Annotated in this window: 10 protein-coding genes and 5 tRNA genes; 4 read left to right on the top strand and 11 right to left on the bottom strand. The window is 39.2% G+C overall.

What is annotated here, in order from left to right; genetic code table 11:
* Positions 1-59: 59 nt before the first annotated feature.
* From B5D82_RS04680 to B5D82_RS04665, 4 genes are all read right to left on the bottom strand, one after another.
* Entirely contained in the window at positions 60-833 is a 774-nt protein-coding gene (locus B5D82_RS04680; RefSeq protein WP_081149608.1) for a HalD/BesD family halogenase, read from the bottom strand.
* Positions 834-1,365: 532 nt separating this feature from the next.
* Positions 1,366-2,403, bottom strand: coding sequence for an AI-2E family transporter (locus B5D82_RS04675; RefSeq protein ID WP_081149607.1), 1,038 nt, complete (start codon positions 2,401-2,403; stop codon positions 1,366-1,368).
* Between the two features lie 97 nt (positions 2,404-2,500).
* Positions 2,501-5,086, bottom strand: a complete 2,586-nt coding sequence (locus B5D82_RS04670) for an ABC transporter permease (protein WP_245807559.1) — start codon at positions 5,084-5,086, stop codon at positions 2,501-2,503.
* Positions 5,086-5,871 carry an ABC transporter ATP-binding protein gene (locus tag B5D82_RS04665; RefSeq protein ID WP_081149605.1) on the bottom strand — a complete coding sequence of 262 codons (786 nt, stop codon included), beginning with the start codon at positions 5,869-5,871 and terminating at the stop codon, positions 5,086-5,088. The genes B5D82_RS04670 and B5D82_RS04665 overlap by 1 nt, the downstream gene beginning before the upstream one ends.
* On the opposite strand from B5D82_RS04665, the gene B5D82_RS04660 reads away from it, so the two are divergent.
* Positions 5,870-6,544, top strand: a complete 675-nt coding sequence (locus tag B5D82_RS04660; RefSeq protein WP_081149603.1) for an arylesterase — start codon at positions 5,870-5,872, stop codon at positions 6,542-6,544. The genes B5D82_RS04665 and B5D82_RS04660 overlap by 2 nt on opposite strands.
* A gap of 6 nt (positions 6,545-6,550) precedes the next feature.
* Complete coding sequence (locus tag B5D82_RS04655; RefSeq protein ID WP_081149602.1) at positions 6,551-8,119, top strand: cation:proton antiporter family protein; 1,569 nt, start codon at positions 6,551-6,553, stop codon at positions 8,117-8,119.
* A gap of 450 nt (positions 8,120-8,569) precedes the next feature.
* On the opposite strand, the gene B5D82_RS04650 is transcribed toward B5D82_RS04655, so the two are convergent.
* From B5D82_RS04650 to B5D82_RS04630, 5 genes are all read right to left on the bottom strand, one after another.
* Positions 8,570-8,645: transfer RNA gene (locus B5D82_RS04650), tRNA-Glu, on the bottom strand.
* A gap of 94 nt (positions 8,646-8,739) precedes the next feature.
* Positions 8,740-8,815 (bottom strand) — tRNA-Glu (locus tag B5D82_RS04645).
* 136 nt (positions 8,816-8,951) lie between these two features.
* Positions 8,952-9,027 (bottom strand) — tRNA-Glu (locus B5D82_RS04640).
* A gap of 145 nt (positions 9,028-9,172) precedes the next feature.
* Positions 9,173-9,248, bottom strand: a tRNA-Glu gene (locus B5D82_RS04635).
* A gap of 124 nt (positions 9,249-9,372) precedes the next feature.
* Positions 9,373-9,448: transfer RNA gene (locus tag B5D82_RS04630), tRNA-Ala, on the bottom strand.
* Positions 9,449-9,844: 396 nt separating this feature from the next.
* Here B5D82_RS04630 and B5D82_RS04625 point away from each other — a divergent pair.
* Complete coding sequence (locus B5D82_RS04625; protein WP_081149600.1) at positions 9,845-10,774, top strand: gluconeogenesis factor YvcK family protein; 930 nt, start codon at positions 9,845-9,847, stop codon at positions 10,772-10,774.
* Between the two features lie 237 nt (positions 10,775-11,011).
* Here B5D82_RS04625 and dcd read toward each other — a convergent pair whose 3' ends face one another.
* Both dcd and apbC read right to left on the bottom strand, forming a co-directional pair.
* A complete protein-coding gene (gene dcd / locus B5D82_RS04620; protein ID WP_081149598.1) occupies positions 11,012-11,605 on the bottom strand; it encodes a dCTP deaminase in 594 nt (197 codons plus the stop codon).
* Positions 11,606-11,721: 116 nt separating this feature from the next.
* The gene (gene apbC / locus B5D82_RS04615; RefSeq protein ID WP_081149597.1) at positions 11,722-12,822 is read right to left on the bottom strand and encodes an iron-sulfur cluster carrier protein ApbC; all 1,101 of its coding nucleotides are present in this window, start codon (positions 12,820-12,822) and stop codon (positions 11,722-11,724) included.
* 120 nt (positions 12,823-12,942) lie between these two features.
* Between apbC and metG the strand changes: the two genes are divergently transcribed.
* Positions 12,943-15,072, top strand: a complete 2,130-nt coding sequence (metG, locus tag B5D82_RS04610; RefSeq protein WP_081149595.1) for a methionine--tRNA ligase — start codon at positions 12,943-12,945, stop codon at positions 15,070-15,072.
* The last annotated feature ends 153 nt before the right edge of the window (positions 15,073-15,225 follow it).

Below are 15,225 nucleotides of genomic sequence, written 5' to 3'. Positions count from 1 at the left end.
TTAAGTTTAATATTTTCCATTGTAATACCTTTCGTTAACGGTCACGTTGTGTTTTATTATTATTTTCCGTAAAAGGTTTTACGCGCTGATGCGGAAAGTGCAACACCAGGTTTGTTGTTATAGGCAAGCACCACCATCATTCGAGTAGTATCACCGATAGTAGGAGTGACTCTGTGGATAGCATTACGGCCTCTAAAAAGTACTAATGCACCCGGTTCAATCTCTAGCATATTGGGGGTAATGTCTCCAGCAAGCACTCTCTCAGCATCAGAAAAATTCATTTCACCTTTATCAGCTTCTCTAACATCTCTGACATATTGAAACTCGCCACCCGCTTCAGGTTTTTGGATCATCAGGGTAGTTGCAAAAGAGGAGTTGTCAAAATGCCAACCTAGCTCCTGCCCTTCGCTGGCATAATGAAGATTAATTGAAGAACATTCATCATCATATGAATAAAGCGCCTGCTCATTTAATACTACTTTTAAAAATGAGCGAAAAACATCACTGTCATATAAAGTTCGAAGTACAGATTCAGCGGATATTTGATCATCTGTAATACAACCTTTACTTGATATTACGCGTTTATTTCTAATATGATCTTCAGGGTAGCTCGGATCGGCATCACTAATATAAATGTTATGCTGCTGATTAGTAAAAAATGCTAGATGTTTTTTAGCTGCACCTTCTAGTTTAATTTGCTCTAAAGCCTGTGGAGTGATGAAGTTATCAATTACGATTGCACCATTACGTTCAAGGGTTTCTTTGCATTTTTTTATATAGGTTGGGTCAGTGATCTGATTCGACTTAAGGTTTATAACGTCTTCAAACTTCATTGCGCTCTCCAAATAACTTTCATTCATCTGTCTTATTATGATTTATTAAATAAAACCTGTATTTTATTGTCACTCCATTATCTGGACTTATTACCGATGCACAATACTAGATTATTGTAATTCAGTTTTACTAGTCAGTAACAATAACGAATTAAGCTGATCTTATTTAAATACAATACATACTCATAAATGACGTCATAAAAGTACAATAATTCCTTTTAAAATCAACAACACTGTACCAATATAAATTATATTGTCAGCCTATTTTACTTACAAAAAAAGGGAATTACACCCATTTGATTAATTAAGTGTTCTACTTTTTCATGAGGAAAAATGGCTAATGACAAGGCATAAAATTTAATCAGTAGTTATGCTACTTATAAATTATATAACGCTGTAGTTATTCATTTTAACCATTAAAAATGAGCAGCTAAATAATCAACTTGGTATTATATTCCCTTTTTAATAATTAACTATTGAAACTTAGTCTGTGCAGTTTTGTTATCGCTAATAATCGCAGTAATATGAACGCTTACTGTTCAGCATCTTCACTGGATAATAACACCGCAAACCAACGTCCTTCTGCAGAGTTTTCTAACGCTATTTTAATGATCATGGTCAAGGGTACTGATAACAGCATACCAACCGTGCCTAGCAACCAGCCCCAAAAGATTAAAGATAGAAATACCACTAAGGTGGATAGCCCAAGACCGCGGCCTAAATAACGTGGTTCAACCACATTGCCCATTACCGTGTTTATGGTTAAATAGCCTAAGCCAATAAAACCTGCAGCGGCAGGCCCTAATTGTAAAACAGCTAACGACATTGCAGGAACGGCGGCGATAATAGAGCCAATATTTGGAATGTAATTAAGAAGAAACGCTAACACGCCCCACAGTAAGAAAAAGTCTAAACCAAATGCCCATAACATTATTGAAACAACAACACCGGTAGCGATACTGACTAAGGTTTTAATCGCTAAATAGTTATTTACCGATGCCAAGAATTGATCAATTTGTTTTAATCGCGCTTGCGGATCATCAAGGGCTAAATGTAGTTTATGCGGTATTGATGATGCTTCAAACAGCATAAAGATTACCGTTATAATGATTAAAAACAAGTTCGCCATAACGCCGCCCAAACCACTGAGCATGTTAGCGGCTAGTCCCATCGCGGCTGCGGGGTCAAAGTATTCAATCAAAAGCTCTGACGATATTATAATGTTGTAATCGTCTAATTGTTGCGTTAACCAAATGAACTCTTCTTGAAGTTGAGCACGATATACTGGAATAAGTTGTGACAATTCATTTAACGAATTACCGACTAGCCCTGCCAGTGAAAGCGCAATAGAAACAAAGATACCAATAACAAAGACAACGGCTATCGGTTTTGGAATTTTATAACGCGCCGCCATGACCACTAACGGGTTACAAATAATGGCGATAAACGCCGATAATAAAAATGGCACTAATAATGTCGCCGCGGTTTTTATACCCGCGAGTACCACAAATAATGCGGCAGTCACCAATAAAAACTTCACCGCGCCTTCAGACTTCCCTTGTAAACCCATTGTGTAAACCCATATGCATAAGTACATAAAACTATACGCGATTTCATAGCATGCTCGCTAGTATTAAAGGCAGTATAGATTTGCTAAAGTAATAAAATTACATCGTTCGTCGAATTAAAGTAACACTCGATAATTTAAGCAAGCGCCAACAACTAAGCATACCAATAGCCCCAACAAAAAATGCCCCTGCGCCAATTCCCACTAGCCAATATTGAAAATGGAAACTGCCTGGCATGTTAAATACTTGGCTTTGCAAAATATAAACCGCTATTTCCATACCAACACTTGCCATTAAGCCTGCTATTGCGCCTAGTGCGACAAATTCGTATAACACACTATTACGCAATAGGCTGCCCTTAGCGCCAAGCGTTCTTAATATCGCCAGTTCACGTTCGCGCTCTTCCATGCTGGCTTGTACTTGCGCTATTAGCACTAAACTGCCCGCAAGGACGACCAAAATTAGGATCAGTTGAATAGCAACCGTCACTTGCTCAATAATGCTATTGAGCTGTGCCATAATAGCGGCAAAGTCCATCACCGTAATAGTCGGAAAGTTTGCCAAGAAGCGATAAACAAGATCACGGTCTTTATCTAAAATTGACCAAGCAGAAATTGATGTTGTTGGAAACTTCTCGAGTACACTTTCATTAAACACCATGATGAAATTTAACTGACGGCTTTGCCAATTAACCTTACGAATACTAGTTACGGGCACCGTAAATTCATCAGAGCCTAGGGTAAAGGTTAATTCATCACCTAAGTTAATTTCTAAGCGTTCGGCTATATTACTTTCAACGGAGACTTGGGGCTTTTCATCGCCTACTTGCCACCAATGACCCGAAATAATGTCATTTTCCTCGGGTATTTCATCGCGCCAAGTTAAACCAAGCTCACGCCCCATGCCTTGTCTACTTTCTTGCTGCTTCGATTTATCAGACTTTTGTTTCTTATCGCTAACTACTTTTTCATCGTTTGACGCCTGTCTTTCTTCTTTATCTTCATCAACGGTTTTTATGCCGTTAATCGCAGATAAACGTCCGCGGTAAACGTGGTAGAACCCTTGATTGGCAATATTATTATCTTCAACAAAAGCTTTTAAAGGATCAATTTGATTTTGCGTAATATTGATTAAATAATGATTCGGAGTATCTTCAGGGAATTGCTGTTCCCATTCAGATAATATTGAGCTTTTCATTACCGTGATCAATAACAAAAGCTTTATCGCGATAGTAAAACTGACCAGTTGTACGCTATTTTCACTGGCTCGACGCTTTAAATTCGCTAATGCCAAATGCCAAGACTTTCCAGCTTTAGTACCAACACTTCGCCCTGCACTCATTAATCCTCGTCCGAGCAATAACAAAATGAAAGAGACAACAACACCGCCCAGCAACAAAGCAGCACTCATGACTAAATCTTGGCTGAAAATAAACAGCAATAAAAATAACGCTAATATAGGCGGTAATTGATGCCAACCAAAGCGCGCCACTTTATCTTGGCTAAAACCGCGAATAACATTTAAAGGTGAGCTTTGTACTAAGGTCATAATCGGGTGAATGGCAAACGCTATAGCACACAATAAACCGGTAAATATCGCGGTTAAAAATGGCACAAAGGTCAGCGGCGCATCAGCCAATGACAAATAGCTCGCAATGGCGTTAACACCGAGCAACAATAAACCATAGCCCACCACTAAACCTGTTGCGATACTTAAACAACTTAATAAAGTCCAGTGCAAACAATACAGTTTCCTGACATGTGAAACTGATGCGCCCAGCGCTTTAAATATGGAAACGGTTGACTGATGTCGCTGGCCATAACGGCGACTTGCTACAGCTACCGCTACCGCGGCTAGTACAATACCTAACATGCTTGCTAACGACAGAAATTTTTCGGCGGTGTCTAATATTCTTGATAAACGATTTTGTGCGGCTTTAGCATCATACCAACGCTGTGATTCATTAATTTGTGGTTTGATCCACGTTTCAAAAGTTTCTATAGCGTCAGATTCACCAGCAAATAAATACTTGTAGGTTATGCGGCTACCTGGCTGAATAAGCTCAGTTTTTGGCATGTCTGCAATATTTAAGATAACCGTTGGGCCGGCAATAAAAGCGCGGTAAGAACGATCAGGAATATCAGTAACAATGCCAGCAATGGTGAGTGGCGCCATACCAATGTCTATTATGTCACCAATATTAACATCCAAACGACTGAGCACACTTGGCTCGACCCAGACGCTACCTTGCTTAGGCGCATTAACCACCATGCTTTCAGTTTGTAATAGCGAGGTTTTAACTCTCAGCTCACCCCGCAAAGGATAAGTTTCAGATACCGCATCAAGCTCGCTGAGTAACATATTGTCGCCAGCAAAAGCCATTGACTCGGTTTCAATTTTTCGTGCAGACTTTATCGCTAGTGACTGGCTTTTCTCGATAATACTCTGATCAACTTCTGACGACATGCGCAGTACACGATCAGCGCCTATGGTATTGGTACTATTAGCGACTATGGCATGTTTAATTTGGCCAGAAAATCCTGTTAATGAAAATACCGTAGCAACGGCAAGCACAATAGCGAGAAATATAATGGTCAATTCACCACGGCGAAGCTCATGATGCAATAAACGCAGCGACTGGGTAAACCACATTGTTGAGGCTTTTGGGGTAGCAATAGTCATCATTAACCTACTTGTGGAGCTAAGGTGTTACTTTCATCGACATCATGGGTTGCAGCTTGATTATCAGCCTGATTATTTTTTGTATTTTGGGAAACAGCATCAGTAGCCGTTTCGGTTAAAACACCGCTGTCCATTTCGACTTGCCGCTGACACCTTGCCGCTAATTTTGCATCATGGGTAACCAATACTAATGTTGTGCCTTCTTTAGCATTCAAATCAAATATTAAATCGGTAATATGTTGCCCGGTCTTACTATCCAAATTGCCCGTTGGCTCATCAGCAAATAAAATATCAGGTTTAGAGATAAATGCCCGAGCAATAGCTACCCGCTGCTGTTCCCCCCCAGAAAGTTGAGAAGGATAATGGTCAAGTCGGTCTGCTAAGCCCACTTGCTCAAGCAAAGCTTCGCCACGCGCTTGAGCATCAGGAACGTTTGCTAGTTCAGCCGGTAACATGACATTCTCGAGTGCGGTTAAACTGTTAATTAAAAGAAACTGTTGAAAAATAAAACCAACATGCTGAGCACGAATTTGGCTCCGCTGCTCTTCATTAAACTGGTGTAATGGCTGCTTTTTAAGATACACTTGACCGGAGCTTGGTAAATCTAACCCCGCTAAAATCGATAATAGTGTGGTTTTACCAGAACCAGATGAGCCAACAATGGCAATTGACTCGCCGCCTGCAACATCTAAGTTTAGTGGTTGAAGTAAAATTAAGGTTTTATCTTCAACTTGCACTGATTTAGTTAGGTCTTTAACGCTTAGAATACTCTCGGAATTTACATGCATGAAAAATTATCCACTCTTTATATTATTTATTAGCTTACTTTTAACCACTACAGCGAACGCAACTGCACAAGACAAACAGACCAATACGGTTAATAACAGCATTAGTATCACACCTGTCACTAACATTTTATTATTAGGTGATAGTATCAGCGCAAGTTACGGGATGAAACCCACTCAAGGTTGGGTACATTTACTTAATAAAAAGCTTAGCGAGCAAAAGCAACCTTACACAATAATAAATGCCAGTGTTAGTGGTGAAACGACGAGTGGCGGATTATCTCGGCTAGCAAGCATTTTAGCGAATGAAAAAGTTGATCACTTGTTGATTGAATTAGGTGGAAATGACGGTTTACGAGGCTATTCACCTAAATTAATAAAAAATAATTTGTTACAAATGGTCAAGCTTGCACAAGATAAAAACATCAAAGTTTCAATGATTAAGATCAGAATAACGCCAAACTATGGCCCAAGATACAATAAAATGTTTGAGCAAGTTTTTGAAGATGTCGCAAAAGTCACTAACATAACCTTACTGCCGTTTTTTATGGAAGCGGTTGCAACAAACAAAGAACTAATGCAGAAAGACGGTATTCACCCTAATGCTCAAGCACAACCAATAATCGTAGAATATGTTGAGCAACAGCTTAAAAAAATAATGACAATGGAGCAGTAATTAAAAATGGAGTTTATCTGGATTGGTTTTGCATTTATTTGCGGTTTATTAATAAAATTAGTGGCTCTGCCACCCTCTATTGGTTATTTGGCCGCCGGATTCATTTTACTTTTTTTAGGTTATCAAGCTGACAGCATGGTCACGGTATTAGCTGATATTGGCATTACTTTGATGCTATTTACCATTGGACTCAAGCTAAATATAAAAGATTTGCTTAAACCAGAAGTTTGGTTTGGTAGTTTAAGCCATAGTATTATGTGGTTATTCATTGGACTCATTCTGTTAAAAACCTTCGCTCTTATTGCTATTCCGTTTGTCAGCGGTTTAAGTATCACTACAACAGCATTAATTGTATTTGCGTTAAGTTTCAGTAGTACGGTATGCGTTGTTAAGCTGATGGAAGAGCACGGTGAAATGCGTACTCGCCATGGTAAGCTTGCGATTGGTATATTAGTGATGCAAGACGTTGTAGCGGTGATATTTTTAGTGGTCGCTACAGGTAAAATCCCTAGCCCATGGGCTGGATTATTACTGCTATTTATCCCATTAAAGCCCTTAATTAGCAAAGCAATTGATAAAGCAGGCCATGGTGAGCTTATTCCATTAATGGGCTTTTTTATTACTTTTGGCGCCTATGAATTATTCGAATTAGTCCATGTTAAAGGCGACTTGGGCGCACTTTTAGCTGGTATGTATTTAGCTTCACACAGCAAAGCGAGCGAAATTACAAAATCATTACTTAGTTTTAAAGATTTATTCTTAATAGGTTTTTTCTTATCAATAGGCTTTACTGCCCTGCCGACACTAGAAATGTTAGCGATAGCCTCAATTTTAACGCTGTTACTTCCGATTAAATTTATGCTATTTTTCTTTATTCTCGTTAAGCTAAAACTGCGCGGTAGAACAGCATTCTTATCCGCATTAGCATTAAGTAACTTCAGTGAGTTTGGCCTGATTATCGCTGCACTTAGCACTAAAGCAGGTTGGCTATCTTCTGAGTGGTTAGTGATCTTGTCATTAGCGGTCGCATTATCATTTATTATGACTAATATTCTTTATAACTTTGCTCATGATTATTTTGCCAATAATAAAGAAAAATTCAAACGCTATGAAAGTAAGAAGCGTTTAGTAGAAGATGATTTTGTTCAGCCATGCGACGCACCTATTGCTATCATTGGTATGGGTCGAGTTGGTATTGGTGCTTATAAAGCGTTAAACGCTCAAGTCGGCAATCAAGTTTGGGGTTTAGACACGGATAAAAATAAAGTCAATTGGTTAATTGAAAACAACGTTCAAGCCTTTGAGGGTGACGCAGAAGATGCTGATTTCTGGGAAAATATGGATCTGAGTAAAATTGAACTGATACTTTTAGCCCTTCCTGCCATGCAAGATATTAAAAATATAACCACACAAATAAAGCGAACGAATTATCAAGGTAAAATAGCGGCTATTGCGCGTTATGATGATGACCGTATTAAACTAGAAAGCTTTGGTGTAGATAAAGTGTTTAACTTCTATAACGAAGCTGGGGTAGGTTTTGCTGAAGAAAGTATGAGCCTATTAAAAAATGCCTAAATTTTCAATATTTACCGCGTTTTAAGGTACATACCTATAGTCGGGAGTCGGGAACCATAAATATGTACAATGTCGACTTCCCTGCTTTCACTTCTCCTGCGGTTCTCCTTCCTTTCTCCCTGTGAATTACTTTATTCTTTTACAGGGAGGAAATAATGAGAAAGGAATGAGTATTGATTGAACAATGTTGAGAGCTGTTGTATTCACAACAAGCAAGTGGTCACTTACCTGATTGGTATTGAGATGAATAGTGGAGACTTATACCAAGTAGATTAATCAACTTGGTCTTAAACTCATAACGCTAGCACCAGACACTTGATATTTGATATTGGATATTGGATATTGGATATTGGATAGTTAATAAATTTCAGACATAAAAAAACCGACATAAGTCGGTTTTTTTATTTCACTTTTAAGCACTGCTTAATTTACTTAAAGTAAAATAATTAGTGGCATCCCTAAGGGGATTCGAACCCCTGTTACCGCCGTGAAAGGGCGGTGTCCTAGGCCTCTAGACGATAGGGACACTAAAACAATATGAATATAACTTAACAAGTTACTTCATGTTTTGTATCTGATTGTTAAACATTATAAAAACATTTATCAATCTAAGTTAATGGTGGCATCCCTAAGGGGATTCGAACCCCTGTTACCGCCGTGAAAGGGCGGTGTCCTAGGCCTCTAGACGATAGGGACACATTAATACCAATAGAAAACTGAACACATTGTTATCGTAAAAAGCTCTAGCCTAGTGAACTTATAATAACATTGTATATTCTACAGTATGTGTCAAAAAACACTTACCAATAAACTTATCTAACTAAAAAACGAGTGGCATCCCTAAGGGGATTCGAACCCCTGTTACCGCCGTGAAAGGGCGGTGTCCTAGGCCTCTAGACGATAGGGACACATTATAAACTCAAAATACTTAGCATAATAAAATCGTAAAAAGCTCTAGCCTAGTGAACTTATGATTTACATTATATATTTCTTGTTTGTGTCAAAAAACACGAACTCATTTTCATTTTACTTCCGAAGAAGCTTCCGAAGAAGTGGCATCCCTAAGGGGATTCGAACCCCTGTTACCGCCGTGAAAGGGCGGTGTCCTAGGCCTCTAGACGATAGGGACACTAAAACGATAAAACAAAACTTATTACATCTTGTTTTAGCAATCCGACAACCTCGCGGTATATCCAATTGCATTATCTTTTTAACTATCTTCCATTAATGCCATAAGCACTAGTGAATAATATTGGTGGAGCTATGCGGGATCGAACCGCAGACCTCTTCGCTGCCAGCGAAGCGCTCTCCCAGCTGAGCTATAGCCCCACATAGAAATAAAATAAGTGGCCTAATACTTACCTTAATCCTCTCCCAACAAATAATCGAGTTACTCGTTGAAAGCGAGGCGCATTCTAAGCAGCGACCAAGATACTGTCAACCCTTATTTTAGATATTAGGCTATTTTTTTGAAAGATTTTATCTAACTGATTACTTATAGTACAAGTTGACTAATTTTTGCCTTATTAACTCTATAACCGCCATAATGTCATCGTTAGCGAGTGTAGAAATCACAACACTATTGGTGCCTATCATCTTTAAATAAAATATCTGCTCAAAATGTTGATTTATCTCGCTAACGACACCATAAACTATGACTACTTGCTTTATTTATAGTTAATAAAGCGTTATTGTAAATAATCAGTTAAAAAAAATAATAGTTATATGCAGCTAAAAGAGCTCAACGTTGTTGCCATTGGTGGTGGTCACGGTCTAGGACGTGTACTTTCTACCCTCTCCTTTTTAGGAGACCAACTTACTGGCATTGTCACGACTACTGATAATGGCGGTTCTACTGGTCGTTTAAGAAAACGCAGTAGCTCAATCGCTTGGGGCGACTTACGTAATTGCCTTACCCAATTAGTGGATAAGAAATCAGTTGGCAGCCAATTATTCGATTTTCGTTTCGACGGAGAAGATGAGCTTGGCGGCCATAATCTTGGTAATTTAATTTTATACGGCCTCGGTCAAATACACTCACGACCGCTTGACTCTATAAAACTTGTACGACGATTATTAAGAGTTAAAACACCGGTATTACCTATGTCTGAAACGCCAACAGATCTTATGGCATTCTACCCAGAGGGCCTGTGCCGTGTTGGTGAGATATCAGTTGATAAAATGTCGATGATGCCGAAAAGCTTGATGTTAGCACCGCTAGTTAAAACATTACCAGGCTGTATTGAAGCGATATTAAAAGCCGATTTAATTATTTTAGGCCCCGGCAGTTTTCTGACCAGTATTATTCCACCATTGCTAGTAAGGGATATTAGTAATGCATTAAGCCAAACCAATGCTCATCGTGTGTTTATTGATAATATTGTCGCTGAAGATAGTCCTGCTGCAGATTTAACGTTAGATGAAAAGCTAGCTTGGATCGAAGAGAACGTTGGTTGCCTGCCGATTGATAGCGCGATATGTCACGATCCTAATGTCACCTCAACACGCATCGATATTTGTCATCATGAATTAAGCAGTGATACCGTTAGCCACTATCATAGCCGAGACAAGTTAATCGCCGCATTAAATGTTTGTATTTCAAAAGCAAGTAACAATATTAAAGTAGAGCATTCAGTTGAAGTTAACGCTGACTAATACCTATTAAAATAAATAAACGACCACTTTAAGTACTTATACCAATCTCCAATAACGCTTTTACTGCTGCTAACTATGGCTGCTAACTATGCGCCCTGTAAATTATTTTACAAGCAGCAAAGAACGAGACATGGACGAGTAGAGACTTAAAAATTTTTAGGTTTGTTGAATTTAAAACCAAAAAGCCAACGATTATCTCGTTGGCTTTTTGTTAGCTTTAAAGAGGTAAACTCTTTACTATTTATGGCTCTCATCTTGGCTAATTCGGCTAGCAACAGCGCCCATTTGGCCTTTATATTTAGCATCTTCACGCTTGTTATATGGGCGCGCAGCGCTTGACGACATAGTTTCGAAGTTAAGTGCGGCGATTTTCATTTTTGGACGCAATGCTAAGGGTAATTTTCCGCTGTTATAAAACTCCAATACGATTTGCCCTGACCAACCCGGATCAATTCTATGGGCTGTAACGTGCACCATTAAACCTAAACGCGCTAACGAAGAGCGACCATCTAACCAACCGACGATATTATCAGGCAGTGTTACTGATTCTAAGGTAACCGCTAAGGCTAATTCCCCCGGGTGAAGAAAAAACGCTTCGCCGTCTGGAATATAAATTTCATCACTCATGACTGAATTCATGGCTTTTTGCATTTCAACTTTTGGGCCACTTAAGTCGATATAAGGTGCGGTATGATCTTGGAATACGCGAAACTCATTGCCTAAGCGGATATCAACACTGACCCCAGAGATCATGCTGCTGTCTGGGGTTGGCGAAATTTCTATCTGCCCTTTGCGAAGGCATTCTTCTATATCTATGTCACTTAATCTCATGATTATTCTTCTTTGACTCAGTTGTTATACCAATTGAACTCATTTATTGATCCCGTTGGTATTATTTCGACGAAAAGAACTTTGTATTCTTTTTGCGCCTTAAAATTATGTAGGCTTTATTTGCTTTCTTTAACGACCACTTCAGCGGTTTTTGGGCTACGCATATCTAGTTGATAGTATAATTGTGCCGCGACATTACGCGCTATATTACGATACAGCAGCGCAACTTCTCCAGTGCTATTTTCATTTATTGCACAACTACCGCTATCAGCGTCTTCGCGAATACGAATATCAAGGGGTAATTGTCCGAGTAATTGTGTTTTTGCTTCTTCAGCAATACGCTTGCCACCACCCTCACCAAATAAATGCGAATGATGACCACAGTTTTCACACTGGTGATAACTCATATTCTCAATAATGCCCAGCACAGGTAGCTTGACTTGCTCAAACATCGCCATACCTTTAATGGCATCTGCTAAAGCAATGTCTTGCGGTGTTGTTATCACCACAGCTCCTGCAACCGGCACTTGTTGTGCTAAGGTTAATTGAATGTCGCCGGTGCCCGGTGGCATATCTACAATCAAATAATCTAAATCAGGCCAGTCAGTTTCATTCAGTAATTGAGAAAAGGCGCGGCTGGCCATCGGACCTCGCCATACGGTTGCATTGGCATCATCGACTAAAAAGCCAATTGACATAGCACTTAAGCCATTTGCTTCAAGTGGCGTGATCAACTTACCGTCATTTGAACTCGGTTTCGCGCCCTTTAAACCTAGCATAGTCGGTACAGACGGACCGTAAATGTCAGCATCTAAAATACCCACGTTACAACCTTCTGCAATCAAACCATACGCTAGGTTAACCGCGGTAGTAGATTTACCAACACCGCCTTTACCTGAAGACACAGCAATAATATTTTTTATGCCTTTAATCTTGTGTTCTCTAACGGGCTGAACATTATATTCAACATCAAAATTAACCTGTTGTTGCAATAAATCGGTTAATTGCTCAGCAATATCATGTAATTGCCCATCACAAGGAAAAGGCAATACCATTTTGACCAGGATGTTTTTTTTCGCCATCACCATGGTAACTGCCTGAGCAATAACCAGCAGCCCTTGAGGAAAAATATCTGAGCGATAAGCGTCTAGAAAAGCATTAATCGCTTTTTGGCTTTCGACACTGACTTCATTTTTTGAAAAGAAATTTGATAACATGATTAAAACGCGCTTTTATCTAGCCTTTATTGACATAAAGACGATAATTCTTAATGAAAAGTAACGACAAATTCTGTACCATTCCCTGCATAATTACCACCAATAATATGTAAACTTTATATGTCTTTATCAAAGTCATCTGTGCCAGCTGCAGATAAGCGTAAAATTTTAGTCACTTGTGCCCTTCCTTATGCCAATGGTTCTATTCATTTAGGCCATTTATTAGAGCATATTCAAACTGATATTTGGGTTCGTTTCCAGCGTATGCGTGGTCATGAAACTTACTTTGTTTGTGCTGACGATGCTCATGGCACGCCTATCATGTTAAAATCACAAGAGCTTGGTATATCGCCTGAAGAAATGATCGCTGCTGTTCGTGAAGAGCATATGGCAGATTTCGCAGACTTTCATATCAGCTATGATAATTATCATTCAACGCACAGCGATGAAAACAAAGCGTTTGCTGAAGAGATTTATAATCGTTTACATGCGAATGGTCACATAAAAACCCGTACTATTTCACAGTTATATGATCCTGAAAAAGGCATGTTCTTACCGGATCGTTTTGTTAAGGGCACTTGTCCTAAATGTAAAAGTGAAGACCAAAACGGTGACAGTTGTGATAACTGTGGTGAAACCTATTCACCGATGGAAGTTTTAAATCCTCGTTCAGTAGTTTCTGGCGCAACGCCGGTATTACGTGACTCAGAACATTATTTCTTTGACCTACCTGCTTTTGGCGATATGTTACAAGAGTGGACTCGCAGCGGTGCACTTCAAGAAGAAATGGCCAACAAGTTAGCTGAATGGTTTGAACAAGGTTTAAAACAGTGGGATATCAGTCGTGATGCACCCTACTTTGGTTTCGAAATTCCTAATGCGCCAGGTAAATACTTTTACGTTTGGTTAGATGCACCGATTGGCTACATGGGCAGTTTTAAAAACCTTTGTGACAAAACCGGTATCGACTTTGATGCTTTTTGGCAATTGGACTCAGAAGCTGAGCTTTACCACTTTATTGGTAAAGATATTATTTATTTCCATAGCCTATTCTGGCCAGCCATGCTTGAAGGCGCGGGTTATAGAAAGCCGACCTCGGTTTATGCGCACGGTTTTGTTACCGTTAATGGCGCAAAAATGTCTAAATCAAAAGGCACTTTTATTAAAGGCCGTACTTATTTAGAGCATTTAAACCCTGAGTATCTGCGTTATTACTATGCCGCAAAACTGACACACCGTATTGACGATTTAGACTTAAACCTTGAAGATTTTGCCCAACGGGTGAATTCAGATCTTGTTGGTAAAGTCGTTAATATCGCGTCACGTTGTGCCAGTTTTATTACTAAACGCTTTGACGGTATGCTTTCAACTAATATTGATAACCAGGCCTTAGCAGACGAAGTTATGGCTGCTGGTGATAGTATTGCTGCGCATTACGAGTCGCGAGACTTTGCTCGTGGTATGCGTGAGATCATGGCATTGGCTGATAAAGTTAATGAGTACATTGCCATTAAAGAACCATGGCAGTTAGTGAAAGACGAAACGAAACAGCAAGAAGTACAAGACATTTGCTCGCTTGGCATTAATATGTTCCGCACGCTAATGATTTACTTAAAGCCTGTACTACCGGTTTTAGCTGACAGCACAGCTACATTCTTAAATGACGAACTTATTTGGGAAGGTCATAAAACCTTATTAACAGATCATAAAATCAACAAATTTAAAGCGTTATTACAGCGCGTTGATATGGATAAAGTTAATGCCATGACTGACGCTTCAAAAGACAATTTGTCGGTTACATCTGAAGAAGCTGAGACAAAAAAAGATAAAAAAGCTGATAAGAAGAAGTCTAAAAAGTCTGAACCTGTGAAAGAACTTACCGGTGAGCCGTTGATAGATGATCCAATTTCGCCTGAAATTCAGTTTGATGATTTTGCTAAAATAGATTTACGTATTGCAAAAATTGTTAATGCAGAGCATGTTGAAAAAGCAGATAAATTACTGCGCTTAACGTTATCTCTTGATGACCAAGAAGGCGGTGAAACTCGTCAAGTATTCGCTGGTATTAAATCAGCTTATCAACCTGAAGACTTAATCGGCAAGCTCACCGTGATGGTCGCTAACTTAGCGCCACGAAAAATGCGTTTTGGTATGTCAGAAGGTATGGTTTTAGCCGCAGGTCCTGGTGGCAAAGACTTGTGGATACTGAATCCGGATGATGGTGCTCAACCAGGTATGCGCGTTAAATAAATATTAGCGTAAGCTCCGATCCAAAAACAGCAACTAAGGCAAACCCTCAGATAAACATGGGTTTGCCTTTTTTAATATTTCATCTCGCATCTTTTATTAACTCGCTTTATTATAATATGTAGAATAATAAAGCATCGAAATAATTATTTTATT

The sequence above is a fragment of the Cognaticolwellia beringensis genome (assembly GCF_002076895.1).
Classification (GTDB): Bacteria; Pseudomonadota; Gammaproteobacteria; order Enterobacterales; family Alteromonadaceae; genus Cognaticolwellia; species Cognaticolwellia beringensis.
Note: the sequence above shows the minus strand (reverse complement) of the source record. Positions and strands in the feature narration are given on the sequence as shown.